This window comes from Streptomyces sp. NPDC001985, assembly GCF_040296845.1.
GTDB lineage: Bacteria > Actinomycetota > Actinomycetes > Streptomycetales > Streptomycetaceae > Streptomyces.
Genome location: NZ_JBEOYB010000060.1, coordinates 1 through 25,013, shown reverse-complemented (window position 1 = coordinate 25,013; position 25,013 = coordinate 1). Strand labels below are relative to the sequence as shown.

Annotated in this window: 23 protein-coding genes; 17 read left to right on the top strand and 6 right to left on the bottom strand. The window is 74.7% G+C overall.

What is annotated here, in order from left to right; translation table 11 throughout:
• Positions 1-60: 60 nt before the first annotated feature.
• Complete coding sequence (locus tag ABT122_RS24740; protein WP_351556263.1) at positions 61-1,419, bottom strand: NsdA family TPR-like regulatory protein; 1,359 nt, start codon at positions 1,417-1,419, stop codon at positions 61-63.
• Between the two features lie 525 nt (positions 1,420-1,944).
• Here ABT122_RS24740 and ABT122_RS24735 point away from each other — a divergent pair.
• The 9 genes from ABT122_RS24735 to ABT122_RS24695 all read left to right on the top strand — a co-directional run bounded on the left by ABT122_RS24735 (position 1,945) and on the right by ABT122_RS24695 (position 12,175).
• Positions 1,945-3,039: a phosphotransferase gene (locus ABT122_RS24735; RefSeq protein ID WP_351556260.1), complete on the top strand. Its 1,095-nt coding sequence runs from the start codon at positions 1,945-1,947 to the stop codon at positions 3,037-3,039.
• Between the two features lie 110 nt (positions 3,040-3,149).
• Entirely contained in the window at positions 3,150-4,505 is a 1,356-nt protein-coding gene (locus ABT122_RS24730; protein ID WP_351556257.1) for an aminotransferase family protein, read from the top strand.
• Positions 4,502-6,256 (top strand): 1-deoxy-D-xylulose-5-phosphate synthase N-terminal domain-containing protein, encoded by a 1,755-nt coding sequence (locus ABT122_RS24725; protein ID WP_351556254.1) that lies wholly within the window; start codon positions 4,502-4,504, stop codon positions 6,254-6,256. Before ABT122_RS24730 ends, ABT122_RS24725 begins: the two co-directional genes overlap by 4 nt.
• Positions 6,237-7,622: a glycosyltransferase gene (locus ABT122_RS24720; protein WP_351556251.1), complete on the top strand. Its 1,386-nt coding sequence runs from the start codon at positions 6,237-6,239 to the stop codon at positions 7,620-7,622. The genes ABT122_RS24725 and ABT122_RS24720 overlap by 20 nt, the downstream gene beginning before the upstream one ends.
• Entirely contained in the window at positions 7,603-8,460 is an 858-nt protein-coding gene (locus ABT122_RS24715; RefSeq protein ID WP_351556248.1) for an SDR family NAD(P)-dependent oxidoreductase, read from the top strand. Before ABT122_RS24720 ends, ABT122_RS24715 begins: the two co-directional genes overlap by 20 nt.
• Positions 8,461-8,995: 535 nt before the next feature.
• Positions 8,996-9,991, top strand: a complete 996-nt coding sequence (locus ABT122_RS24710; RefSeq protein ID WP_351556245.1) for a methyltransferase — start codon at positions 8,996-8,998, stop codon at positions 9,989-9,991.
• An 8-nt stretch (positions 9,992-9,999) separates the two neighbouring features.
• Positions 10,000-10,872 (top strand): exonuclease/endonuclease/phosphatase family protein, encoded by an 873-nt coding sequence (locus tag ABT122_RS24705; RefSeq protein WP_351556242.1) that lies wholly within the window; start codon positions 10,000-10,002, stop codon positions 10,870-10,872.
• Positions 10,869-11,459 (top strand): sugar O-acetyltransferase, encoded by a 591-nt coding sequence (locus tag ABT122_RS24700; protein WP_351556239.1) that lies wholly within the window; start codon positions 10,869-10,871, stop codon positions 11,457-11,459. Before ABT122_RS24705 ends, ABT122_RS24700 begins: the two co-directional genes overlap by 4 nt.
• A gap of 29 nt (positions 11,460-11,488) precedes the next feature.
• Positions 11,489-12,175 (top strand): HAD family hydrolase, encoded by a 687-nt coding sequence (locus ABT122_RS24695; RefSeq protein WP_351556236.1) that lies wholly within the window; start codon positions 11,489-11,491, stop codon positions 12,173-12,175.
• A 31-nt stretch (positions 12,176-12,206) separates the two neighbouring features.
• On the opposite strand, the gene lysA is transcribed toward ABT122_RS24695, so the two are convergent.
• The 3 genes from lysA to ABT122_RS24680 all read right to left on the bottom strand — a co-directional run bounded on the left by lysA (position 12,207) and on the right by ABT122_RS24680 (position 15,292).
• On the bottom strand, positions 12,207-13,544 hold the full coding sequence (gene lysA / locus ABT122_RS24690; protein ID WP_351556233.1) for a diaminopimelate decarboxylase: 1,338 nt from the start codon (positions 13,542-13,544) through the stop codon (positions 12,207-12,209).
• Positions 13,545-13,587: 43 nt separating this feature from the next.
• On the bottom strand, positions 13,588-13,980 hold the full coding sequence (locus ABT122_RS24685; protein ID WP_351556230.1) for an SAV_915 family protein: 393 nt from the start codon (positions 13,978-13,980) through the stop codon (positions 13,588-13,590).
• Between the two features lie 490 nt (positions 13,981-14,470).
• The gene (locus tag ABT122_RS24680) at positions 14,471-15,292 is read right to left on the bottom strand and encodes a helix-turn-helix transcriptional regulator (RefSeq protein ID WP_451067436.1); all 822 of its coding nucleotides are present in this window, start codon (positions 15,290-15,292) and stop codon (positions 14,471-14,473) included.
• Between the two features lie 159 nt (positions 15,293-15,451).
• Between ABT122_RS24680 and ABT122_RS24675 the strand changes: the two genes are divergently transcribed.
• On the top strand, positions 15,452-17,131 hold the full coding sequence (locus ABT122_RS24675) for an AMP-binding protein (protein WP_351556224.1): 1,680 nt from the start codon (positions 15,452-15,454) through the stop codon (positions 17,129-17,131).
• A 68-nt stretch (positions 17,132-17,199) separates the two neighbouring features.
• Positions 17,200-18,828, top strand: a complete 1,629-nt coding sequence (locus tag ABT122_RS24670) for an AMP-binding protein (RefSeq protein WP_351556221.1) — start codon at positions 17,200-17,202, stop codon at positions 18,826-18,828.
• An 8-nt stretch (positions 18,829-18,836) separates the two neighbouring features.
• On the opposite strand, the gene ABT122_RS24665 is transcribed toward ABT122_RS24670, so the two are convergent.
• Entirely contained in the window at positions 18,837-19,343 is a 507-nt protein-coding gene (locus ABT122_RS24665) for a GNAT family N-acetyltransferase (protein WP_351556218.1), read from the bottom strand.
• Positions 19,344-19,478: 135 nt separating this feature from the next.
• Complete coding sequence (locus ABT122_RS24660; protein WP_351556215.1) at positions 19,479-20,132, bottom strand: hypothetical protein; 654 nt, start codon at positions 20,130-20,132, stop codon at positions 19,479-19,481.
• Positions 20,133-20,254: 122 nt separating this feature from the next.
• Here ABT122_RS24660 and ABT122_RS24655 point away from each other — a divergent pair, with 122 nt between their 5' ends.
• The 6 genes from ABT122_RS24655 to ABT122_RS24630 all read left to right on the top strand — a co-directional run bounded on the left by ABT122_RS24655 (position 20,255) and on the right by ABT122_RS24630 (position 24,468).
• Positions 20,255-20,530, top strand: a complete 276-nt coding sequence (locus ABT122_RS24655) for a hypothetical protein (protein ID WP_351556212.1) — start codon at positions 20,255-20,257, stop codon at positions 20,528-20,530.
• Positions 20,527-20,910, top strand: coding sequence for a helix-turn-helix domain-containing protein (locus ABT122_RS24650; protein ID WP_351556209.1), 384 nt, complete (start codon positions 20,527-20,529; stop codon positions 20,908-20,910). The genes ABT122_RS24655 and ABT122_RS24650 overlap by 4 nt, the downstream gene beginning before the upstream one ends.
• A gap of 119 nt (positions 20,911-21,029) precedes the next feature.
• Positions 21,030-21,566: a 2-oxo-4-hydroxy-4-carboxy-5-ureidoimidazoline decarboxylase gene (uraD, locus tag ABT122_RS24645; RefSeq protein ID WP_351556206.1), complete on the top strand. Its 537-nt coding sequence runs from the start codon at positions 21,030-21,032 to the stop codon at positions 21,564-21,566.
• Between the two features lie 37 nt (positions 21,567-21,603).
• On the top strand, positions 21,604-21,972 hold the full coding sequence (uraH, locus tag ABT122_RS24640; protein ID WP_351556203.1) for a hydroxyisourate hydrolase: 369 nt from the start codon (positions 21,604-21,606) through the stop codon (positions 21,970-21,972).
• 176 nt (positions 21,973-22,148) lie between these two features.
• The gene (gene pucL, locus ABT122_RS24635) at positions 22,149-23,054 is read left to right on the top strand and encodes a factor-independent urate hydroxylase (RefSeq protein WP_351556200.1); all 906 of its coding nucleotides are present in this window, start codon (positions 22,149-22,151) and stop codon (positions 23,052-23,054) included.
• Positions 23,055-23,082: 28 nt separating this feature from the next.
• Complete coding sequence (locus ABT122_RS24630; protein ID WP_351556197.1) at positions 23,083-24,468, top strand: 8-oxoguanine deaminase; 1,386 nt, start codon at positions 23,083-23,085, stop codon at positions 24,466-24,468.
• Positions 24,469-25,013: the final 545 nt, after the last annotated feature.

The following is a 25,013-nucleotide window of genomic DNA, read 5'->3' as shown; positions in this document are numbered from 1 at the left end:
GCCTTCCCCGCTCCGGCACCCCGCCCCACCGGAGGCCCCACCGGAGGTCCCGGAGCGGGCTCACCCCGCCGCGTCCGCCCGGGCGAGGAGTCCGGCGGCGGCCGGGTAGGCGCGGTGGGGCCGCAACTGCCGCCGCAGGGCGGCCAGCCGGCGGGCCGCCCGCACGGAGTCGAGTGACGGATACGCCTCCAGGAACGCGTCCCAGTGGGGGAGCGCGGCGTCGAGATGCCCCAGCCGCAACTGGGTCTCGGCCAGCCGGGCGTGGGTGAGCGTACGGGCGTGGCGCTCCCCGGGCGTACGGGCCCGGAGCGAGTCCGTGAGCGCGCCGACCGTCCCCGCCCGGTCGCCCAGCGCGGCGAGCGTCTGGGCCCGCTGGTAGTGCAGGGCGCCCAGCGAGTAGGCGGTGAAGGGCCCCGGCGCCGCGTCGTGCGGGGTGTGCAGCCGTTCCGCCCGCGCCAGCGAGGCCAGCGCCGCGCGGCGGTCGTGCCCGGCCTGGAGCACCGCCAGATGGGCCTGGGTGTACGCCTGGACGACGGGCGGCGCGTGCCGCGCGTGGTCCGACGCCCGCTCCGCGAGGTGGAGCACCGCCGGTCCGCGGTGGCCGAGTTCGAGGGCGTGGGTGGCCATGGTGCGCAGCGCTATGGCGAGCGTGGCGTGGTCGCGGGCGTCCGCGGCCAGCCGGGCGGCGAGCAGATGGTAGTGCTGCGCCACCGCGTCGTCGCCGCCGTCGGCGCAGATCCGGCCCAGCAGCAGCGTCAGCTGGGCGGCCTTGGACAGCAGCCCCCGGTGGACCGCGTCCGGCGCGGGCGCGTGGAGCCGCGCGGTGACATCCCGGGCGAGGTAGGCGGCCAGCGCGGCCCGCACCGGACCGCCGCCGAACTGCTCGGCCGCCGAGGCGAACACCCCGGCCATGGCGTGCATCTGCTCGGCCCCCGGCTCCCGGGCACCGGGCCCGGGGTCCGCCGGGGCCGGGTCCGAGGCGGCCCGGCGCGGCCGGGGCAGCAGCTCCGGCACGGCGAACGCGAGCGGGCTGAAGACCCCCGAGGCGAGCAGCCGCCGCCGGGCCGGGTCGAGTTCGGCCTCCGTGAGAAGGGTGAGCGTACGGAGCGGAGCGCTCTGCCAGGAGACCACCGGCACCCGGTCCGGAGCGCGGGTCAGCCCCGCCTGCTGCGCGGTGACCGGTCTCCCCAGCCGGCGGGAGAGCGCCTCCAGCAGAAAGGCGGGCACGGGCGGTCTGGGCTGGGCGCCCGCGAGCCACCGGACGACCGACGAGCGGTCGCAGGCCAGCCGCCGGCCGTGCTCCCCGGCGACCGAGCGGACCGCGCGGGCCAGCTCGCCGGCGTTCCACCCGGACGCCTCCAGCAGCAGCCGCAGCCGGGCGTTGGCCACGGGGGGCACGGTCACTTCTTCCGAAGACATCGGATCACCCTGCCTTCACAAACGCACGAAGTCGCACGGAGTGCCCTCCGCTCGCGGCCCTGAACTCTTGTGCGAGCAGGGCCGGGGACGGTCCAATGTGCTTACCCGGCAGTCCCGTCGGCGCACCAGATGTGCGCCGGTCCAATTCCGTATGGATATGCGCGACCGGGCCCGGCCCGGCGGACACGGGGAAGTGCCCGAGGCACCGGCACACCGGCACACCGGGAACCGCGCCCGCCGCGCGCATCCGCCCCGGGCGGCACCCTTCCCCGTACGGCACCCCCGGACCGGCCACGGGGGCGTCGGCCGGGGAGCGGAACCGGAGCCCGCGGCCCGGAATCAGGTGGGGGCGTGATGCAGCAGGACGAGGACCAAGGCAGCGGAACCGGAACCGGAACCGGAATCGACACCGGCACAGGCATCGCCACAAGCACAAGCACAAGCACAGGCACAGGCACAGGCACAGGCACAGGCACCGGGGCCGTCCTCCCGCGCGGTCGTGACCGGCCCGGGCGGAGCACCGCCGTGGGACGGCCGCCGCCCGGCGGCGCGCCCTGGGTGCGCCGGCTCCTCGCCGGCCGGTGGGGTCTCGACGCCCGGCACACCCTCGTCCGTCCCCTGCTCGTCGACGGCGCGCCGCCGCTCAGCCACACCGCCGGGCTCTGGCGGGTCCGGGGCCCGGCGGGCGACCATGTGCTGAAGGTCCGGCTCGTCCCCGAGGCCCTGCGCACACCGGAGTTCTACGGCCTCAAGGAGGAGATCGGGGCGCACTGCCGGCGGCACGGAGTGCCGGTGGCCGCCGCGATCCCCGCCCTCGACGGCACCACCACCGTCCGCTGCGACCACACCGTCTGCGAACTGACCCCCTGGTACCCGGGCCGGCCCGCGGACCCCGCCGACCCCGCCCAGTCCGCCGCCGTGGTCCGCTGCGGAGTACGGCTGCGCCGGGCCCTGGACCGGCTCCCCGCGAGCGCCCTGGACCGCCTCGCGTCCGTACCCCTCCCGCTGCTCGTCGAGGAGGAGGAGTGGCGGGCCGCGCTCCTGGACGCCGAGCGGCGGCTGCTGCCGCTGTCCGCCGGCCGCGACGACGCCTTCTCCCGGCGGGCCGCCGCCGCGCTGCGCGCCGCTGTCGCCGCCGGGCCCCTGCTCCACGGCAGCCTCGGCGGGCTCCGCGCCGCCGAACCGGCCGCGATCCACAGCGATCTCCATCCCCAGCACTTCATCGTCGCCCCGCGCCCCGGCTCCACCGCGCCCGGCGGCGGCACCTGGGAGGTTCTCGCCGTGCTCGACTTCGACAATCTGCACACCGGCGACCGCCGGCTCGATCTGGCCTGGCTCGCCGAGACCGCCGGACGCGTCCGCGGCGACACCGCCCGGCGGCGGGCGCTGGCCGCCTTCCTGGACGGGACGGCCGGGACCGGCCTGCTCGGCGCGGGCGACGAGGCCCTGCTGATGCCCCTGCTGATGGCGCACTCGCTGCCCGTCGTCGTCGACATCGCCAAGGACATCCTGGAACGGGGCGACCTCAGCGACCAGTGGCCGGCCTATCTCGAACTGCTCTCCCCGGAGCGCAGAGCGGGCGTCCACGACTCCCTCACCGCCGCGTCCCGCGCCCGCTGACCGCCCCGCCACCGCCCGTCCCCGCCCGTCTGCGGACCCCGTCCGCTGACCGCCCCGCCCGCCCCGTCCCGCGTCCGTCACCGGAACTCTCCCTGGGAGGCGACTTCGCCATGCTGTCCCCCGAGACCCCGACCGACTCGCCCTGGCCGGCCGATCTGTCCTCCTACTGCTTCGAGGTGCCCCACGCGCCGGACACGGTCCTCTTCGCATCCGGGAAGGGTGTCCGGCTCGCCGACACGGCGGGCCGGCCGTATCTCGACGGTCTCTCCGGCGTCTTCGTCACCTGCTTCGGCTACGACTGCGCCCCGATCGTCGCCGCCGTCACCGAACAGCTCCGGACGCTCCCCTTCCACCCGCCCCTGCACGGCACCAACCCGGCCGCGCTCGCCCTCTCCGCCGCGCTCGCCGCCCTCGCGCCGCCCGCGCTGACCACCGTCAGACTGGTCAACGGCGGCTCCGAGGCGGTCGAGGCCGCCATCCGGCTCGCCCGGCTCCACCACCGCTCGGAGGGCGAGCCCGGCCGGCTGAAGATCCTCAGCCACTACCACGGGTACCACGGGGCGACCTTCGGGTCGCTCTCCCTGACCGGGCGGCCCGATGTCGGACGCTTCGGCCCCGGAGTGCCCGGCGTGGTCCATGTCTGGCCGCCGGACTGTCTGGAGGCCACCCTCGGCGTGCCGCACGGGGAGTCGGGGGAGCGCGCCGCCGAGCTGATCGAGCGGACCATCGAGGCGGAGGGCCCCGAGACCGTCGCCGCGCTGGTCGTGGAGCCGGTGATCCATCTGCGCGGTATGGCCGTCCCGCCGCCCGGCTATCTCGCCCGGCTGCGCGAGATCTGCGACCGGCACGGCGTCCTCCTGGTCTTCGACGAGATCGTCACCGGTTTCGGCCGCACCGGAGCGCCCTTCGCCGCCCAGACCTTCGGGGTGGTGCCCGATCTGATGTGCGCCGGCAAGGGAGTCTCCGGCGGGTACGCCCCCCTCGCGGCGGTCCTGATGACCGAGCGGATCGCGGCCTGCCTGGGCGGCGACGGCGGCCCGTACTCCTTCGCCCCCACCCACACCTACGCCGCCAACCCCGTCTCCGCCGCCGCCGGGCTCGCCGCCGTGACCCTCTTCACCGAGCAGGACTTCCCCGCCCGGATCAGCGCACTCGCCGCCCATCTGGAGCCCGGGCTCCGCCGGGCGCTGGACGGGCGCGGCACCCTGCGCGCCATCGGCCTGCTGTACGGACTCACCCTCACGGGCGGCCCCGACGCGGGCGAGCGGCTCGCCCGGGCCTGTCTGCGGCGCGGGCTGATCATCCGGGGCCAGGACGACTGGGCCGTGCTGGCGCCCGCCTACATCACCACCCGGGCCGAGGCCGACGAGATCGCCGGCATCCTCGCGGCGGCGCTCGACGAGACAGCGGCTCCCGGGACCCCGGGCGGCCCCTCCCGGCACCACACATCCCCGGGGCTCCGTTGAACACCCTCTTCCGGGGACCCGCCCGGGCCGCCCTGCCGCGCCTCACCCCCGAGGAGGCGTCCGTGGTGGAACGGGAGCTGGCCGAACTCGACAAGGGCGGGTACGACGGCCCGCTGCCCGGCGCGCTGCGCAGACTCGCCGCCGCCGTCCCGGAACGGCTCTACCACGACAGCGCCCGGCTGCTGCTGCGGATGCACCAGCTCGCCGGGACCGGCAATCTCTCCAGCAACCTCTCCTCCCTGGCCATCGTGCGGGCCTGCTTCGACCTGGGCCTGGTCCCCGACGGCCGCCCCGGCCCCGCCGAACTCATCGTGGGGCGCGGCCATATCGCCCCCGCCTTCTACGCCGAGCGCTATGTGCGCGGCACCTTCCCCTTCGTCCCGCTCGCCACCCTCCACCAGGGCGGCCTCACCGGGGTCATCAACCGCGCCACCGGCTTCACCAACACCATGCGCTACAGCCTCGGCGTCGGGGTCGCCCAGGCCGTCAGCCTCGCCTGGGACCTCGCCCGGCGCGGCGACGACCGCAAGGTCGTCTGTCTCGCCGGGGACGGCGAACTCCAGGAGGGCGTCGTCTTCGAGTGCCTGCGCTTCGCCCACGAGCACGACCTCCGCAATCTGATCCTGGTGGTCGACGCCAACGGCAAGGGCATCGAACCCCTCCCCAAACCGGTCAGCCTCGCCTATCTGAGCGCCTATCTGGGCCGGGTCGAACCCGTCGACGGCCACGACCGCCCCGCCGTGCGGCGCTCCCTGCGCTCCCTGCTCGCCGGGGACGGCCGGGCCGCCCTGGTCTGCCGCACCCGCAAGGGCGACCACAGCTTCCGCCCGCCCCCCGCCGGAACCCCCGCCCGGCCCTCCTTCGCCGCCGGGACCGGCCGGATGCTCGCCTCCCACCAGCGCCGCACCGGACGCGAACTGGCCGTCTTCACCGCCGACATGGCCGCCAGGTTCGGGCTGCGCGGGCAGGTCCCGTACACCAACACCGGGCTCGCCGAGACGCTCGGCGTCGGTCTCACCCTCTCCCTGCCCGAGCCCGTGCTCAAAGTGGTCGCCACCGACGCGATGTACTACATGGACTCGCTCAGCATGCTCACCGAGGCCACCACCGGCGTCCGCAATCTGCTGGTGCTCGCCGGGCGGAGCTGGGGCGCGTGGGGCGGCGCGCACAACGCCACCAACCTCCTCGGCCAGCTGCTCCACACCCGCGTCTACGAACCCGTCACCGAGGCCGAGTTCGCGGCCTGTCTCGACCGGCTCGCCGCCCACCCCGCCACCGCCCATGTGCTGAGCATGGTGGACGCCCGCTTCGACCCGCTCCCCGTGGACTGCTCGGCCGACCCCGACGGCGGGGTCTGGGTCACCCCCCTCCGGCGCCAGGGCCCCCGAACGGCGGTGGTCACCTTCGGCTACGCCGGGGTGCTGGTCGCCGAGGCCAACCGGGGGCCGCGAGTGCCGCATCTGCACTGCGCCGCTCTCGCCCCCGAACTCCCCGGCGCCACCCTGGCCGCCCTCGCCGCGTGCGACCGGATTCTGACCGTCGAGTACAACGGGGCCCACGGCGGCTTCGGCGAAGGGCTCCGCCAGCGCCATCTGCTCCCCGCGGCCGTGCACGCCGTACGCCGGGACATCGGCACCTGCGTCCACGGCGAACAGCTCCGCCGTCACGGGATGAGCCCGCCCCAGCTCCGCGAACTCATCGAACGGACCGCGACCGGGCAGGAGACGGACAGTGCGTCTGTACGCGCATGACCCCCGCTCGCCGCAGTCGGCGGGCACCGTCGACGGCGCCGTCCTCATGCACCGGGAGGCCGCCACCCTGATCGCCGCCTCCGGGCTGCCGGTGAGCTGGCACGACCTCACCCGGGGGCCGTGCGGCCTCGCCACCGCGGGCCCGAGCGACGTGGTGTACGCGGGCTCGGGCCCGTACGCCCATCTCCACCACGCCTGGCGGGAGGAGACCGGCGGCGGCTACCGGATCGTGCGCGAGGTCCACACCGCGCTCTGGTCGGGGTACTGGACCCAGGAGGAGCTGTGCGCCCCGCTGACCCGCCCCGGCGATCTGGTGCTCTTCCCCACCGAGTACACCCGCGGGCTCTATCTGCGGCATCTGCCCGGCGCGCGCCCGGAGAACTCCGCCGTCGTCTACCCCCTGCTGGACCTGCTCCCGCCCCGGCTGCCCGCCCGCCCCCGGCCACCGGCGGACCGGGTGCTGCGCATCGGCTATCTGGGGGCCCTCTCCCTGGCGAAGAACTTCGACCAGGTGCTCTCCGTGGTCGCCCGCTGCGGACGGCGGAGCCCCGTCACCCTGCTGTACGCGGGCAAGCCCAACCACCCCCGCTGGGAGCCCGCTTCCATCGGCCGGGAGCTGGCGGCGCTCGGCGCCGCCCCCGGGACGGCCCGGACGGCCGGGGTGGTGGGGAGGGCGCGGCTCGCGGGGTTCTTCGCGGACATCGATGTGCTGCTCTTCCCGAGCACCGCCTCCCGCGAGACACTCGGGCGGGTGGTGCTGGAATCCCTCACCCACGGGGTGCCGGTCCTGGCCGCCGACGCCGGCCCGGCGGCCGAACTGCTCCCCGCGCGGAATCTGGTCCCCACCCTGCTCGACACCACCACCGCGTTCACCATGGACCGGGTCGTCCCCCTCGGCCGGGTCGACGAGGACGCCCTGGTGGCCAAGCTCCTCGCCCGCGACTTCGCCCCCGCCGGCCCCGTCGACCGGGCGCGCTACGGCACCCGTGCCTTTCTGCGGGCCCTGGCCGGTGACCCCCCGAGCCCCGGGGGGCCCTGCGATCCGACCGTACGGGACCGGCTGACCGTCTCCCCGAGGCCGGAGCCGTCCCCCGCCCCGGCCCTCTCCCGGGCCCGGGAGGTGTTCGCCGCCTACTTCACCCGGCGCGACGACCGCGCCCTGCTCGACGCCATCGACAGCGCACCCGACGGTACGGACCGGGCGGCCCTGCGGGAGATCGTCCGCCGGCCGCACCGCGACCCGTCCGACTACCGGGCCTTCCCCCGGCTCGTCGACGCCCTGGTACTGCCGCCCCTCGGCTACGGCTTCGGCCGGCCGCCGGACCACGATCGCGAGGACCCCACCGATGGACGATCCACGCCCTGACCCCGTCACCTTGCCGCCCGGCAGCGAACTCACCGGCAGAACCGCCCTGGTCGTGGGCGGCGGCCGGGGCATCGGAGCGGCCGTGACCGAGGCCCTCGCCCGGCGCGGGGCCGCCGTCACGGCCGCCGACACCGACCGGCTGCCCGACGCCTGGAACCACTACACCTCCACCCGCGTCGGCGGATTCGCCGAGGCGACCTCGCTGGCCGCCCGCCTCACCCGGCAGGGCCTGAAGGTCACCGCCGAACAGACCGACGCCACCGACGAGGACGCGGTCGTCGCCCTGATGGACACGGTGGCGGAGGGGTCCGGGCGGCTGGACATCCTCGTCAACGCCTTCGGAGTCACCCATGTCAGCACCGTGGAGCGGATGGAACTCCCCGAATTCCAGTCCGTGGTGCGGGGGAATCTGGAGGGGGTCTTCCTCACCGCGAAGCACGCGATCCCGCTGATGCGGGCCCATGGCGGCGGGTCGATCATCAACTTCTCGTCCGTGTCCGGGCGCTCGGGGTTCGCGAGGATCGCGCACTACTGCGCGGCGAAGTTCGGGGTGATCGGGTTCACGGCGGCGCTGGCGCAGGAGGTGGCGAGGGACGGGATTCGGGTGAACGCGGTGTGCCCGGGGGTGGTGCGGTCGAATATGTGGGGGTATCTGCTGGGGGAGTTCGTGAGGGAGGGGGAGAGTGAGGAGGAGTGCTGGGAGCGGATGCGGGGGATGATTCCGCAGCGGGAGTTCCAGACGCCGGAGGATGTGGCGGCCCTCGTGGTCTTCCTGGCCTCGGCGACCCGCATCACGGGCCAGGCCCTCTCCATAGACGGCGGCATGTCCGCCCCCTGACTCCCCCCCTCGGCCCCCCGCCCGCCCGCCGTTTGAGGACGGCCCCCGCGCCACGGGCAACCCGGGCAATCCCAGCCCGTCCGGCGTTTGAGGACGGACCCTGTGCCACAGGTCCCCGCATCCCGCGGGCTTCGGTCGGGGGCCTGCCCCCGAACCCCCGCTCCTCAATCGCCGGAGGGGCTGAGGGTGGCGGCTCACACGCCGGAGGGGCTGGGGGTGGCGGCTCACACGCCGAGGGGCTTGGGTGTGCTGCCTCGGCCCGGCCCGAGGTGCTGGGGTGGCGCGCGTCAACCACCGGCCGGGCTGAGGTTCCCGCCCGCCCGCCGTTTGAATACGGCCCCCGCGCCACGGGTAACCCGGGCAATCCCAGCCCGTCCGGCGTTTGAGGACGGCCCCCGCGCCACGGGCAACCCGGGCAATTCCAGCCCGTCCGGCGATTGAGGACCGCGGGGTCCCGCGCGGCGGGGGAGAGGGGGAGGGGTGGGGGCGGTAGCGTGCTCCGGGTGGCCGGCCGCCCGGGACAAGGAGCCCCCGCATGCTCTCCCCCCTCCCCATCACCACCCTCATGTGGTCCCACTGGCAAACCCGCACCCTCCTCAGCGCCATCGAGCTCGGCGTCTTCCCCGCCCTCACCCACCACCCCCTCCCCGCCGCCGAACTGCGCGAGCGCCTCCGCATCCACCCCCGCCCCGCCACCGACTTCTTCGACGCCCTCGTCGCCCTCGGCCTCCTCGAACGCCACGACGGGCACTACCGCAACACCCCGGAGACCGCCGAGTACCTCGACCCCGCCCGCCCCCACAGCTACCTCGGCGCCGCCCTCGCCGCCCAGGGCGCCGGGCTCGCCGACGAACTGACCGCCGTCCTCCGCACCGGCCGAGCCCTGCGCGGCGCCCGCGACGGGCGCGACTACTACGGCGGCATCTGCGCCACCACCCCCACCCTCCGCGCCTTCCAGCGCGACATGACCGCCCTCAGTATCGGCTCGGCCCGCGCCATCGCCGAGAAGTTCCCCTGGCCGGACCGCCGCACCCTCGCCGACATCGGCTGCGCCGAGGGCGCCCTCGCCGGCCAGGTCCTCTCCCACCACCCCCATCTGCGCGCCATCGGCTTCGACCTCGCCCCCGCCCGCACCGGCTTCGAGGAGTACGCCGCCCGCCTCGGCCTCACCGACCGGATGACCTTCCACGCCGGGGACTTCTTCCGCGACGAACTCCCCACCGCCGATGTGCTGGTCCTCGGCCACGTACTGCACAACTGGAACCCGGACGAACGGCTCCTGCTGCTCACCAAGGCCCACCGCGCCCTGCCCCCGGGCGGCGCCGTCCTCGTCTACGAGACCCTCATCGACGACGACCGCCGCCGGAACACCACCGGTCTGCTGCTCAGCCTGATCATGCATCTGGAGGTGCCCGGCGGCGCGGACTACACCGGCGCCGACTGCCGCCGCTGGCTCGCGGAGACCGGCTTCACCTCCTCGTACACCGAACACCTCGACGGCCCCGAGTCCATGGTCGTCGGCATCAAGTGAGCGGCCCCGTGCACACCTCCCGCCCGGCGGACGCCCCCGCCTCCGCCCCCACCGACCTGATCATGTTCTGGAATCTGTACGAGGCCGCGATCGAGCGGCTCGACGGCGACCACGCCCGCTGGGAGGCCCAGCGCGAACTGATCACCGCACACCGGCCCCGGGTCCTGCTGACCACCGAGGGCTGGGGCTGGCACCGCGACGGCCGGAAGCTCTTCGACGACACCCGGGACGCCCTCGGCATGGACGGGGTGCTCTTCCCCGCCAAGACCGAGTGCGACCTCGCGGTCTTCTGGCAGCCCGACATCACCCGGGTGGAGACCGAGACCGTCCCCCCGGAACTCGCCGCCTGGCACGGCCACGGCGCCGTCACCCTGCGGCTGCCCGGCCACCCGGAACCCCTGCGGTTCGCCGTCGCCCATCTCGACCCCTTCAGCCCCACGAACCGGCTGATCGAGTCCGACCGGCTGCGGCGGTACGCCGACCCGGCCGGCCCCCCGACCATCCTGGCCATGGACGCCAACTCCGTCCCGCCCGGCGACCCCGAACCCGACTGGGAGCAGGTCCCCGCCCACCGCCGCGACGACCACCTCCCGCCGGACTCCGGCACCGCCGACCGCACCCCGCTCCGCCGGCTCCTCGGCCGCCCCGGCGCCCCGCTCTTCCTCGACGCCGGCGCCCACACCGCCGACCGCGCCCCCACCTTCGGCTTCCACCCGCCGTGCGAGGCCCCCCGCCGCATCGACCTGATCCTCCTCGCGCCCGCCCTCGCGGAGAGCCTCGCCGGCTACCGCGCCCTGGACGACCCCCTGCTGACACCCGGCCCCGACCGCCCCGCCGCCTCCGACCACCGGCCGGTCACCGTCCGGCTGCGCCGCCGGTGACCGCCGCGCGGGCCGGGGGTCCGGCCGCCCTGGAGCGGTTCAAGGACCGGATGGCGCGGGGCGAGATGTACGACGCGTCCGATCCGCTCCTCGAACCCCACCGGCTGCGCTGTCTGGATCTGCTCGACGCCTTCAACCGCACCGCGCTGCGCGACTTCCCCGCGCGGGAGGCCATTCTCCGCCGACTGCTCGCCCGGGTCGGCCCCGGCGGCTGGGTGATGCCCCGGTTCCTCTGCGAGTTCGGCTTCTTCATCGAGCTGGGACCCCGGGTGCGGATCAACTACGACGCCGTCCTGCTGGACTGCGCCCCGATCGTCATCGGCGCCGATGTCTGGATCGGCCCCCGCTGCCAGCTCTACACCGCCAACCACCCCTTCGACCCGGAGCTGCGCGGAGCCCTGCGCGAACAGGCCAGACCCATCGAACTGGGGGACAGCGTCTGGCTCGGCGGTGGGACCATCGTGCTCCCCGGGGTGTCCATCGGCGCGGGCGCGGTGGTGGGCGCCGGCTCCGTCGTGACCAGGGACCTGCCCCCGTCGGTGGTCGCCGCGGGCAACCCCGCGCGGGTGATCCGCCCGCTCCCCTGAGGCCGCGCCCTCGAAGGAAGGGCTCCGCCGTGCTCCCACCCCAGCGTCCCGCCGTCCGGGCCGTCGTCTTCGACCACGACGGCACCCTCGTCGACACCGTCCGCGCCGACTTCCTCTCCTGCTCCGCGCTCTTCGAGGAGTACGGAGCCCCGCTGCCGGCCCGGCGCTGGGCCGCCGAGGTGTGCGGCCACCCCGACGGCTACGACCGTCTCCTCGCCATGCTGCACGCCCTCGGCGGACCGCCCGTCGCGGCTCTCCGCGTCCGGCTGGAGAGCCACTGGGAACGGTTCTTCACCCCCGAGCACATACGGCTGCTGCCGGGCGTCCGCGAACTCCTCGACGCGCTCCGGGCCGACGGGGCGCGGCTCGCGGTGGCCTCGGCGGCCGACGGGCCGTGGGTGGGCCGCTGGCTCACCCACTTCTCCATCGCGGACCGCTTCGAGGCCGTGGTGACCGGGGACCAGGTGCCCTTCCGCAAGCCCCACCCCGCCGTCTATCTGGAGGCCGCCGCCCGGCTCGGCGTGCCGCCCGAGGAGTGCGCCGCCGTCGAGGACTCGATCACGGGTGTGGCCGCGGCGCGGGCCGCCGGGATGACCGTGATCGCCGTTCCCACCGAGCTGACCCGGCACTGCGACTTCACCGGGGCCCACCATCTGCTGCCCGGCATGGCCGCCCTGAAGGCCCTCGCCTGGCTCCGCCCCGGCACGGCCCGGTGAGGGGCCGCCGGGGCCCGGCCGGACGCGGCGCTCAGAGGCCCACGTCCCGCCCCCGGTGGTCGTCGAAGGTCTCCCGCCGCACCAGCAGCCGGGACCGGCCCCCGGCGACCGCCACCACCGGCGGACGGCCCGTCAGGTTGTAGCCCGACGCCATCGACACGTGGTAAGCGCCCGCCGCCGGCACCGCCAGCACATCCCCGGGCCGCAGATCCTCCGGCAGCTCCACCGACTCCGCGAGCACATCGCCCGCCTCGCAGTGCCGCCCGACGACGGTGGTCGCCCGCATCGGCGCCGCCGACGGGCGCCCCACCATCCGCACGGTGTACCGGGCGCCGTAGAGCGCGGGCCGCGGATTGTCGCTCATCCCGCCGTCGACGGCGGCGAACACCCGGCCGCCCGTGCGCTTGAGCGCCAGCACCCGGTAGAGCGCGACCCCCGCCGGCGCCATGATCGAACGGCCGGGCTCCACGGTCAGCCGGGGCAGCGGATAGTCGAACTCCGCGCAGCAGCGGACCAGCGCGTCGTTGACGCGCCGGCCGTACGCCGCCGGGGCGGGCGCCGGGTCCCCGGGCCGGTAGGCAACGGCGAAACCCCCGCCGAGATCCAGCTCCGGCAGGGTGATGCCGAAGCGGTCCCGGACTCTCGCCATGAACGCCACCAGCCGCCGCACCGCGAGCGCGTACGGCTCCGGGGAGGCGATCTGCGACCCCAGATGGCTGTGCAGCCCGGTCAGCTCCAGACACGGCTGCCCCAGGATGCGGGCCACCGCGTCCTCCGCGTCCCCGTCCGCGATGGAGAGCCCGAACTTCTGCCCCTCCATGCCCGTACGGATCTTCCGGTGGCCGCCCGCCTCGATCCCCGGCAGCACCCGCACCATCACCTGCTGGGCCTCCGGGCCCGGCACCTGGGCGGCGAGCCGCGCGATCTCGCACTCGGAGTCGATGACGATCCGGCCCACCCCGAGCCGCAGCGCTGTCCGCAGATCCTCCGGAGACTTGGCGTTGCCGTGCAGCACCATCCGCTCGGCGGGAAAGCCCCGGGTGGCGGCGAGTTCCAGCTCGCCGGCCGAGCAGAGGTCGAGCCCCAGCCCCTCCTGCTCCATCCAGTCCACGACCGCCCGGCAGAGGAACGCCTTGGCCGCGTAGACCACATCGGCGTCCGGCAGCGCCCGCCGCCAGGCCGCCGCACGGGCCCGCACCTCCCCTTCGTCCAGCACATAGGCGGGGGTTCCGTACCGCTCGGCCAGCTCGGTCAGCGACACCCCTCCCACCGCCACATCGCCGCCGGGCGCCAGCACGGCGGAAGCGGGCCACACCGAGGGGGCGGCCAGCTCGGGCAAGCGCACCGGGTTCGCGGGTACCACCGTCATCCGTACACCTCTGTCCATGGGTCGAGTGCTTCGCGCGTGCGGGTCAGCCGGAGACGGCGGGGGCCACGGCGTCCGGGCCCCACTCCCGGCGGCGGGCACAGACCCCCGCCGCCGAGCGGGCCGTGGACCCGCGGGCGCCCGGGGCCGGGGCGGTGAGCCGGGGGTCCACCGTCACCGCGGTCACCCCGAGCGGCTCCGCGAGAGAGCGGAGCGCGGGCTCCGCGAGCCTGATCCACCGCTGGTCCGGGCCGAGCGCCCCGGCCAGCCGCTCCGGGCTGGTGAAGCCGACGGCCGTCCGCACCCCGAGCGGGGTGCGCAGAAAACGCAGCTGCCTGCCTCCGGCGGAGCCGAGCCGCACCGGCACGTACAGCGGCCCTGCCGGGCGGCGTTCGTCGGGGTCCGCGGTGTCCGCGCCCGCGGGGGTGGGGAATTCCATGGTGTGTCCTTCGCAGGCAAGTCGGTGAATGCTCCGGCCACCCGAAGCTATGCCCCCGCCACCGCCCCCCGGCACCTCCCTGACGCCCCGCTGACCGCCCACCCCCGCTCTTTGACGCCGCCCTAGCGCCGGGGAGGGATCATGCCGCCGCCCACCTGTCCGCCCGCCTGTCCGCCTGGCGCCCGCGAGTCCGCCCGCCGCCCGTGAGTCCGCCCGGTTCTGCCCGTCCGGCGGCCCGCGCCCGCCCGCCGGGTGGTCCGTTCGCCCGGCGCCCGCGAGTTCGCCCGCCGCCCGCGAGTCCGCCCGGTCCTGCCCGTCCTGCGGTCCGCGCGTCCGCCTGCCTGCCCGGCGGTCCGGTCCTGCCAGGCCCCCGACTCCCGCGCCGGGAGGTGCCCCCCGGGAAGCCCCCGGGGGCACGCGGGTGCCTCTTTCCGCCCCTCCGCCTGTCCCCACCCTGCGGGCCGGGGGCGCCGGGCCGCGCCCGGCGGGGCTACGGCAGCAGCCCCGCCCGGCGGGCCGCCACCACCGCCTCCAGCCGGGTGTGGGCGCCCAGCTTCCGCATCGCCGCGCGCAGATACCCCTTCACCGTCTCCGGGCGCAGCCCCAGCCGCTGCGCCGCCACCGCGTTCGTCGAGCCCGCGGCGACACACGCCAGCACATCCACCTCGCGGGGCGCCAGCGACACCGTCCCCGCCCGCTCCCCGGCGCCCGTCCCGGCAAGCGGGCCCGCGCCGGCCGCGGCCAGCCGCCCGCAGACGGCTGTCAACTGCTCCCGCAGCAGCGGGTCGGCGACCCGGGGGGTCAGCGCCCGCAGCACTCCGTGGATCTCCCGCACCTCCTCCCAGGCGCCGAGCCCCGCCGTGGGCTCCCGGGCGATGGCCAGCAGCCCCTGCACCTCGTCCCTGACCACCAGCGCCTGCTCCACATCACGCGCCGCCGCCACCGCCGCGTCGAAGGTCCGGTCACCCAGCGGCACCGGCCGCCGCAGCGCCCCGTACAGCACCCCGCGCACCTTCCGCCGCACCACCACCGGCACCGCGAGCACCGAGCGCAGCCCCTCCGCCGAGACGGCCGCGTCGTACTCATGGCTGATGTGCCGGGCCTCGCGGTAGTCGGTCACCGCGCACGGGCGCGACAGCGCCATCGACTTGCCGCCCAGACCGTTCCCCGCACAGATCGCCAGCCCGTGCAGCGCCTGCGTCTGCGCCCCGCTGAGCTGCGCGATCCGCAGCCGCTGGGCATCGAGCAGCAGCCCCCCGAAAGTGATCGGAATCCCGGTCGCACGGCGCAGCCGCAACAGCGCCGCCCGCATCTCCACCGCCTCGGCCGGTTCGGACACCGCTCCACTTCCCGTTCTCCCGCAGGGGGTCTCCCGCGGGGGGCCCGGCGGGGCCACCCCCGATCGGGGGTGGTGAGACGTACGTCACTGATTACACGATGCTACTGAGTGGTGAGGCAATGAGGAGGGCACATGACGGCAAGCAGCGGCGCTACCGGGGAGTTCCGGGCGGCCCGGGACTTCCTGCTGCGACACCGGGAGGAGTACCGGAGCGCGTACGACGGCTTCGCCTGGCCCCGGCCCGAGCGCTTCAACTGGGCGCTCGACTGGTTCGATGTCATCGCCGACGGCAACGACCGCACCGCCCTGCACATCGTGGAGGAGGACGGTACCGCGATCGAACTCTCCTTCGCCGAACTGTCCCGCCGCTCCGACCGGACCGCCAACTGGCTCCGCGCCCAGGGGGTACGGGCCGGGGACCGGCTGGTCGTGATGCTCGGCAACCAGCACGAACTGTGGGAGACCGCCCTCGCGGCGATGAAGCTGCGCGCCGTCGTCATCCCCGCCACCCCCCTCCTCGGCCCGCTCGATCTGCGCGACCGCGTCGAACGGGGCCGGGCCGCGCACGTCCTCGTACGCACCGAGGACACGGCCAAGTTCGACTCCGTACCCGGTGACTACACCCGGATCGCGGTCGGCGCCGAACCGCCCCCCGGCTGGCTCGACTACCGCGACGCCGCCTCCGCCGAAGCGGAGTTCCGGCCCGACGGGATCACCCGATCCGATGACCCGCTGATGCTCTACTTCACCTCCGGGACCACCGACCGCCCCAAGCTCGTCGAGCACACCCATACGTCCTACCCCATCGGCCATCTCGCCACGATGTACTGGATCGGTCTGCGCCCCGGCGATGTCCACCTCAACATCTCCTCGCCCGGCTGGGCCAAACACGCCTGGTCCAACCTCTTCGCGCCGTGGAACGCCGAGGCCACCGTCTTCATCCACAACTACCGCCGCTTCGACCCGGCCGCGCTGATGGCGCGGATGGACCGCGCGGGCGTGACCAGCTTCTGCGCGCCCCCCACCGTGTGGCGGATGCTGATCCAGGCCGATCTGAGCCGGCTGCGGGTGCCGCCGCGCGAGGCGGTCGCGGCGGGGGAGCCGCTCAACCCCGAGGTCATCGAGACCGTGCGGCGCGAGTGGGGCGTCGCCATCCGGGACGGCTTCGGGCAGACGGAGACCGCCGTCCAGGTCTCCAACAGCCCCGGCCAGCTCCTCAAGGCCGGATCGATGGGCCGCCCCAGCCCCGGCTACCGGGTGGAGCTGCTCGACCCGGTCACCGGTGAACCCGGCGCGGAGGAGGGGGAGATCGCCCTCGACCTCTCGGCGCGCCCGGTGGGTCTGATGACCGGCTACCACGGCGACCCGGAGCGGACGGCGGAGGCGATGGCCGACGGGTACTACCGCACCGGGGACATCGGCGCGCGCGACGCCGACGGGTACATCACCTACATCGGCCGCTCCGACGACGTCTTCAAGGCGTCCGACTACAAGATCTCCCCCTTCGAGCTGGAGAGCGCGCTCCTCGAACACGAGGCGGTCGCGGAGGCGGCGGTCGTCCCCGCGCCCGATCCGCTGCGGCTCGCCGTCCCGAAGGCGTACGTCGCGCTGGCGGACGGCTGGCAGCCGGGCCCGGAGACCGCACGGCTCCTCTTCGCCCACTCCCGTTCCGTCCTCGCCCCGTACAAACGGGTGCGGCGGATCGAGTTCGCCGAGCTGCCGAAGACCGTCTCGGGCAAGATCCGCCGCATCGAACTGCGCGAACGCACCGCGAAGGGCTCCACCGACGAGTACGCGGAGGACGAGCTGTGACATCCCGCTCCGCGCCGACCGAACCGACCGAACCGACCGAACCGCCCGCACGACAGACGGGACCCGCCATGGCCACGGACCGCGCCGGAGCACTCTCGTACGACCGCGGCACCGCCACCGCGCCGCTGCTCCGCGACACCATCGGCGCCAACCTCGACCGCGCGGTCCTCGCCCACCCCGACCGCGACGCCCTGGTGGTCGCGGGCGGACCCCGCTGGAGCTACGCCGAGTTCGGCGCCGAGGTGGACCGGCTGGCGCGCGGACTCATCGGCACCGGCGTCGGCCGGGGCGACCGGGTCGGGATCTGGGCGGTCAACTGCGCGGAGTGGGTGCTGGTGCAGTACGCCACCGCCCGCATCGGCGCGATCATGGTGAACATCAACCCCGCCTACCGGTCGCGGGAGCTGGAGTACGTACTGAACCAGGCCGGCGTCTCCGTGCTCTGCGCCTCCCCGCGCCACCGGACCACCGACTACCGCGCCCTGGTCGAACAGGTCCGTCCGCGCTGCCCCGGACTGCGGTCCGTCCACTACATCGGGGACACCTCCTGGGAGGCCCTGCTCGCGGCGTCCGCCGGGGTCACGCCGGACGAGCTGGCGGCCCGCGAGGCACGGGTGGAGTGCCACGACCCCGTCAACCTCCAGTACACCTCCGGCACCACCGGCTTCCCCAAGGGAGCCACCCTGTCCCACCACAACATCCTCAACAACGGCTACTCCGTCGGGGAACTGCTCGGCTACACCGAGCAGGACCGGATATGCATACCCGTGCCCTTCTACCACTGCTTCGGCATGGTGATGGGGAATCTCGCGGCCACCTCGCACGGTGCGTGCATGGTGATCCCCGCGCCGTCCTTCGACCCGGCGGCCACCCTGCGCGCGGTCGACGAGGAGCGCTGCACCTCCCTCTACGGGGTGCCGACGATGTTCATCGCCGAACTCCAGCTCCCCGACTTCCCCTCCTACGACCTCACTTCGCTGCGCACCGGCATCATGGCCGGCTCACCGTGCCCGGCGGAGGTGATGAAGCGGGTGGTCACCGAGATGCACATGGCCGAGGTCTCCATCTGCTACGGCATGACCGAGACCTCCCCCGTCTCCACCCAGACCCGGCGCGACGACGACCTGGAACGCCGCACCGGCACGGTCGGGCGGGTGCTGCCCCATGTGGAGGTGAAGATCGTCGACCCGGCGACCGGGGCCACGGTGCCGCGCGGGCGCTCCGGTGAGCTGTGCACCCGCGGCTACAGCGTGATGGTCGGGTACTGGGACGAGCCCGAGCGGACCGCCGAGGCCGTCGACCGCGACCGCTGGATGCACACCGGGGATCTCGCGGTCATGCGGGAGGACGGCTGTGTGCGGATCGTCGGCCGGATCAAGGACATGATCATCAGGGGCGGCGAGAACGTCTACCCGAGGGAGATCGAGGAGTTTCTGTACACCCACCCCGGGGTCGCCGATGTGCAGGTCGTCGGTGTTCCGGACAGCCGGTACGGCGAGGAGATCCTCGCCTGTGTCATCCCCCGCGACCCCGCCGCCCCGCCGACCCTGGACGACATCGCCGCCTTCTGCCGGGAGCGGCTCGCGCACTACAAGATCCCGCGCAGGCTGGAGATCCTGGAGACCTTCCCGATGACCGTGAGCGGGAAGGTGCGGAAGGTGGAGCTGAGGGAGCGGTACGGGACGGGCGGGGGGTGAGCCGGGCGTCAGAGCTCCCGGCGCATGCAGACCCGGGGCCAGCGGTCCAGACCGAGCCGCTTCTCCACCCGTCTGACCTCGCGCAGGCCCTCGGTGAGCTCGTCCTCACCGAGAGTGCGGAAGCCGAGGCGGGTGTAGTAGGGGGCGTTCCAGGGCACCGCCGCGAAGGTGGTGAGCGTGATGCCGGCCGTCCGGTCCGCCGACGCGCGGGCGGCGAGATGCTCGATGAGCGCCCGCCCCACGCCGCGCCGCGCGGCGGCCGGGTGCACCGAGACCTGCTCGATATGGGCCGCCCCGTCGATCTCCTCGTGCAGCAGATACCCGACCACGACTCCGTCGTCGCCGACGGCGGCCCAGGCGCTCTGTGCCGCCCGGTAGCGCTCCAGCACATCCAGCCCGGGCGGATCGTCGTCGGCGATCTCCCCCATCCCGAGCCCCCGGAACGGTTCGCCCGCGGCGCGCTCGATGTCCTGGAGCCGTGGCAGCTCCGCGTCAGTGACCAGTCGGATACGCATCCCTCAAGTATCCTCCGCCCCCTGGAGACCTCACCACGCGCCTCCGCCTCCGCCCCGCCCCGCCGGGGAGCCCCGCGCCTCCGCCACACGAAGAGCCCTCCGCCGGCTCCGAGCGGGTCGATCCCGCCGCCGCACTCAGGCCCCCGTGAGCACCAGCCGCATCGCCGCCGCGTTCACCGGCTCCGCCCTCCCCGTCACCTCCAGCACGAACAGCGGCACCCCCAGCCCCTCCGCCCGCGCCCTCGTCTCCTCCGCGTACCCCGCCAGCGCGAAGTACGCGGTCGACGCCGACGCCGCCATCCCGCTCAGCCACAGACACTCCACCTCGCGCGGCAGCACCGGCCGCGCCGAGGGATCGACCCGCGCGATCAGCCCCGCCGCCCGTACACCGGCCCCGCCGGGCGGCCGGAACTCCTGCCGCACCACATCCCGGTACCCCAGCCACCGCAGATACCGCGCCGCCACGGTCACGGCGTCCCGCTCGTTCCGTATGGTGACGGGCCGGAACAACGGGCGCGGCGACGGCCCCGCCGGACGCACCGGCATCCGCAGCACCACCCCGCAGGGACACCCCAGCTCCGGCTGCGGCCAGTGGTCGCGCCGGCCGCACCCGCCGCAGCGCACCAGCACCCAGTCCTCCGCCCAGGTCCTGCGGGTCACCCGCTCCGGCGGCGCGGCCGGCAGCAGCGGCGGGGCCAGCGGCTCGCCGCACGCACAGGGGTAGACCGGCGCGGTGTACTCATGCTCGCGCCGGCAGGACGGACAGCGCACCGGTACCGCGTCGGACATCCCTCACCCACCCCACCGTCACCACCGTTGTGCCTCCATCGTCCACCAACGACCCCACCGGAGGGAGAGGTTCCCCCATCCCGTCGCCCCGGCCCCCGCTCCCGGGGCGTTAGGTTGTGCGGGTGCGACTGAGAGTGGAGTTCACCACCGAACCCTTCGACCTGGACGAGACCCCGGCCCACGCCGTCGTCGCCCGTGAGGTCATCGGGGCGCCCGGGGCCGGGCTCGACGCCGTGGACGTGGGCCCGTTCGGCAACACCGCCGAGGGCACCGCCGACGCGGTGCTCGGCACGGTCGGCGCGCTGCTGCGCCGCACCCTGGCCGCCGGCGCGACCCGGATCTCGCTCCAGGTCACTGTGGCCGATGAGGTCAACACGGCCGTCGAGGACGGCACATGACCGGGTCCCCGCCGGGCGACCACCCGCTCGCCCGGGCCGTCGGCCCGCTGGTCGAGGCCCTCGGCGCCGAGCTGATCGCCCCCGGGCAGGCCGGCCCCGACGACGTGGTCCTCGCCTGGGAGGGCGAGAGCGTCGTCGCCGTGCGGCTGCCGCAGCTCTCCGAGTCGCTGGGCCGGCTGCTGGCCGCCCTGGAGCGCCGCCACGGCAGGCCGCTCGCCGAACTGGACCGCAGGACCAAGCAGTCGGTGGTGCGGAGCCTGGAGGCGCGGGGCGCGTTCTCCGTGCGCCACGGGGTGGAGACGGTCGCCGAGGCGCTCGGAGTGAGCCGCTTCACCGTCTACAACTATCTGAACAGGGAGAACGCGGCGAAGGGCGGCTGACCCCGGCCTCCGGGCGCCCCATCGTGCTTCAACAGACTGTTGACGGCACCGGGCGGAGGGCGTTAGCTGTGGGCCCACCCCGCGCGCTCCCGCCCGCCCCACGGCCCACGGAGGCTCCCGTGACGTCGACTCCGCACCGCCCGCCGCCCACCCCTCCCGTACCGCCCGCCGGGCTCGGCCCGTTCAACGCCGCGCCGGAGCACTCCGCCGCCGCGGCGCTCCACCGGGTCTGCGCCAGCACCACCTGGTGCGAGCGGGTGCTCGCCGGCCGCCCCTACCCCGACCCGGAGGCCCTGCTCGCCGCCGGTGACACAGCCCTGGCCGCGCTGACGCCGGACGACCTGGCCGAGGCCGTCGCCGGGCACCCGCCGATCGGCCGCCCGGAAGCGGGGGACCCGCTCTCCTCCCGGGAACAGCGCGGGATGGACGGCGCCGACGACGCGCTCAGAGCCGAGATGCACCGGCTGAACCTCGCCTATGAGCGAAGATTCGGCCATGTCCTGCTGATCTGCGCCACCGGTCTGACGGCCGGACAGCTGCGGGACCGGGCCCGGCTGCGGCTCGGGAACCCGCCCGAACGGGAGCGGGAGGCGATCCGCGCCGAACTGGGCGGCATCAACCGCATCCGGCTCGCCCGCCTCGCGGCCGACATCTGAAGCGCGGGCCCCGACGCCTCACGGAGGAGGACAGCGCATGCGCACGGACACCACCGCGTCGGTCTCCACCCACGTCCTGGACACCGCCGCCGGACGGCCCGCCGCCGGGGTCGCCGTCACCCTCTCGGCCCGGCGCGGGCCCCGGGCCGCGTGGGTGGAGATCGGAGCCTCCGCGACCGGCCCGGACGGCCGCTGCCAGGATCTGCCGCCCCTCCCGGCGGGCACCGTCCACGCCCGCCTCGACTTCGCCACCGGGCCCCACCTCGCCCGGGAACACCCCGGCACGGACCCCTTCCTCCCCTTCTTCCCCGAGGCGGCCGTGACCTTCGCGGTCGTGGCCGGTGAGCACTACCACGTACCCCTGCTGCTCAGCCCGTTCGGCTACTCCGTCTACCGGGGGAGCTAGGGCCCTGCGCCGGGACCTCGCCGGGACCTCGCCGGGCTCGCGTGCCCGGCGGGCACGGGAGGCACGGGAGGCACGGGAGGCACCCCCACCGCCGTGGCGCGATCCTCCGCCTCGCGACGCACGGCACCGGACCCCGCTCACTGATCCCGCCCGATCCCGACGAAAGGCCCTGGTCCATGCCCACGATTCTCGGCCAGAACCAGTACGGCAAGGCGGGTGTCCGCGTCGTCCGGGTCATCCGCGAGGGCGCCGTCCACCACATCAAGGACCTCACCGTCTCGGTGACCCTCGCCGGAGAGTTCGACGAGGCCCACTACTCCGGCTCCAACTCCGGGCTGCTGCCCACCGACACCACCAAGAACACCGTGTACGCCTTCGCCAAGGAGCGGGGGATAGCCTCCGCGGAGGAGTTCGGGATCGAACTGGCGCGCCACTTCGTCACCTCGCAGCCGGCGGTCCACCGGGCCGGCATCCGGATCGAGGAACACGGCTGGAGCCGCGTCGAGAACTCCCCCGGGGACGGCGGAACGGGGCACTCCTTCGTCCGTACCGGGCGGGAGACCCGGGTCAGCCGGATCGGCTACGACGGCGAGCGGTGGCAGGTGGTCTCCGGGCTCGACGGCCTCACCGTGCTGAACTCCACGGACTCCGAGTTCTCCGGCTATGTGAAGGACAGGTACACCACACTCCAGGAGGCGTACGACCGGATTCTGGCGACCGATGTCCGTGCCCGCTGGCGCTACTCCTGGGCCTCGGACGCCACCCGTGCGCCCGACTGGGACACCTCGTACGGACAGGCGCGCGCGAACCTGCTGCGGGCCTTCGCCGAGACCTACTCGCTCTCCCTCCAGCAGACCCTCTACCGGATGGGGGCGTCCGTCATCGAGGGCGACGGGGAACTGGACGAGATCCGCCTCTCCCTGCCGAACAACCATCACTTCCTGGTGGATCTGGCCCCTTTCGGCCTCACCAACGACCACGAGGTCTACCTCGCCGCCGACCGCCCCCACGGGCTGATCGAGGCCACCGTCCTCAGGGACGGAGCCCCCTCCCTGATCCCGCCCGGCCCGGGCGCGGTCTGACCGTCCGACCGAGGAGAGAGGTCCCGCCATGCCGGGTGCGCGTCGCATCGTCATCGAGAACTGCGCCATCGCGACCGTGGACGCGGAGGACACCGAGCACCGCCGGGGGCATCTCGTCGTCGCGGACCATCTGATCGAGTCCGTCGGCGCGGGGGACGCGCCGGGCGGGCTGGAGAACGTCGTCCGCCGTGTCGACGCGTCCGGGCACCTCGCCACCCCCGGGCTGGTCAACACCCACCACCACTTCTACCAGTGGATCACCCGGGGGCTCGCCACCGACCACCGTCTCTTCGACTGGCTCGTCGCGCTCTATCCGACCTGGGCCCGGATCGACGAGGAGATGGTGGGCGCGGCGGCACGCGGCTCGCTCGCGATGATGGCGCGCGGCGGGGTCACCACCGCCGCGGACCACCACTATGTGTATCCACGGGGCGCCGGGGATCTGTCCGGGGCGATCGTCGGCGCCGCGCGCGAGCTGGGTGTACGCCTCACTCTCGCGCGGGGCTCCATGGACCGGGGCACCTCCCTGGGAGGGCTGCCGCCGGACTTCGCCGTCGAGACGCTCGACGGCGCGCTCGCCGCCACCGAGGAGACCATCGCAGCGCACCACGACCCCTCGCCCGGGTCGATGACCCGGATCGCGGTGGCGCCCTGCTCCCCGTTCTCCGTCTCCACGGAACTGATGCGCCAGGGTGCCGAACTCGCCCGGGGCGCGGGGGTGCGGCTGCACACCCACGGCTCGGAGACCGCGGAGGAGGAGCGGTTCTGCGAGGAGCTGTTCGGGATGGGGCCCACCGACTACTTCGCGTCCACCGGGTGGCTCGGGCCGGATGTCTGGCTCGCCCACTGTGTCCACCTGGGCGACCGGGACATCGCCGCGTACGCCCGTACCGGCACCGGTGTCGCCCACTGCCCCTCATCCAACGCCCGGCTCGGCGCCGGTATCGCCCGGGTCCCCGATCTTCTGCGGGCCGGGGTGCCGGTCGGCCTCGGGGTCGACGGGACCGCCTCCAACGAGTCCGGCGAACTCCACACCGAACTGCGGAACGCCCTGCTCATCAACCGGCTCGGCGCCCACCGGGAGGCCGCGCTGACAGCCCGCCAGGCGCTGCGTCTGGGCACCCACGGCGGCGCCCGGGTGCTCGGCCGCGCGGACCACATTGGCTCCCTGGAGCCCGGGAAACTCGCGGACCTGGTCCTCTGGAGGCTGGACACCCTCGCCCACTCGACCATCGCCGACCCGGTGGCGGCGCTGGTGCTGGGGGCGCCCGCGCCGGTGAGTCTGTCGCTGGTGCACGGCAGGGCGGTGGTGGAGGACGGGCGGCTGACCACCGCCGACGAGGCCACGATCGCGCGGGTCGCCCGCGGGGAGGCGCGCCGCCTGGCCCGTATCGCCGCCGGGGACCCGCCGTAGCCACAACCCCGGCACCCCGCAGCCCGGGCGCGTGCGCCATCGCCCCCACCGAACCGTGAGCGGCACGACCCCGGCCCGCCGGTTGAGCCGTGCGACCCCCGCTTTTCCATGGGTTGAGCGGCACGACCCCGGCCCGCCGGTTGAGCCGTGCGACCCCCGCTTTTTCATGGGTTGAGCCGTGCGACCCCCGCCTCTCCGCGGGTTGAGCCGCACCTCTCCGGTTCCTCCGGAGCGTAGGCCAGGCCCACCCAGGCTCTCCGGCGTGTGAGCCACCCCTCCCAGCCTCTCCGGCGTCTGGGCAGCACCACCTCACCCTCGCAGGTGGGCGAGGTACGAAATCCAGCCTCGCTGGGGGCACCTCCCAGAGGCAGCTCTGGGGGAGTTTGAGGCAGCACCACCCCAGCCCCTCCGGCGTTTGAGCCGCAGCACCCCAGCCCCTCCGGCGATTGAGCAGCACCACCCCAGCCCCTCCGGCGTTTGAGCCGCAGCACCCCAGCCCCTCCGGCGATTGAGCAGCACCACCTCAGCCCCTCCGGCGTTTGAGC

Bases quoted from the DNA above. Each gene is read 5' to 3' on its own strand.
- ABT122_RS24630 (WP_351556197.1), top strand. From the start codon at position 23,083: ATGCCGGGTGCGCGTCGCATCGTCATCGAGAACTGCGCCATCGCGACC.
- ABT122_RS24660 (WP_351556215.1), bottom strand. From the start codon at position 20,132: ATGTCCGACGCGGTACCGGTGCGCTGTCCGTCCTGCCGGCGCGAGCAT.
- uraH (WP_351556203.1), top strand. From the start codon at position 21,604: ATGCGCACGGACACCACCGCGTCGGTCTCCACCCACGTCCTGGACACC.
- ABT122_RS24665 (WP_351556218.1), bottom strand. From the start codon at position 19,343: ATGCGTATCCGACTGGTCACTGACGCGGAGCTGCCACGGCTCCAGGAC.
- lysA (WP_351556233.1), bottom strand. From the start codon at position 13,544: ATGACGGTGGTACCCGCGAACCCGGTGCGCTTGCCCGAGCTGGCCGCC.
- pucL (WP_351556200.1), top strand. From the start codon at position 22,149: ATGCCCACGATTCTCGGCCAGAACCAGTACGGCAAGGCGGGTGTCCGC.
- ABT122_RS24740 (WP_351556263.1), bottom strand. From the start codon at position 1,419: ATGTCTTCGGAAGAAGTGACCGTGCCCCCCGTGGCCAACGCCCGGCTG.
- ABT122_RS24685 (WP_351556230.1), bottom strand. From the start codon at position 13,980: ATGGAATTCCCCACCCCCGCGGGCGCGGACACCGCGGACCCCGACGAA.
- ABT122_RS24650 (WP_351556209.1), top strand. From the start codon at position 20,527: ATGACCGGGTCCCCGCCGGGCGACCACCCGCTCGCCCGGGCCGTCGGC.
- ABT122_RS24710 (WP_351556245.1), top strand. From the start codon at position 8,996: ATGCTCTCCCCCCTCCCCATCACCACCCTCATGTGGTCCCACTGGCAA.
- ABT122_RS24715 (WP_351556248.1), top strand. From the start codon at position 7,603: ATGGACGATCCACGCCCTGACCCCGTCACCTTGCCGCCCGGCAGCGAA.
- ABT122_RS24730 (WP_351556257.1), top strand. From the start codon at position 3,150: ATGCTGTCCCCCGAGACCCCGACCGACTCGCCCTGGCCGGCCGATCTG.
- ABT122_RS24680 (WP_451067436.1), bottom strand. From the start codon at position 15,292: ATGCGGGCGGCGCTGTTGCGGCTGCGCCGTGCGACCGGGATTCCGATC.
- ABT122_RS24670 (WP_351556221.1), top strand. From the start codon at position 17,200: ATGGCCACGGACCGCGCCGGAGCACTCTCGTACGACCGCGGCACCGCC.
- ABT122_RS24675 (WP_351556224.1), top strand. From the start codon at position 15,452: ATGACGGCAAGCAGCGGCGCTACCGGGGAGTTCCGGGCGGCCCGGGAC.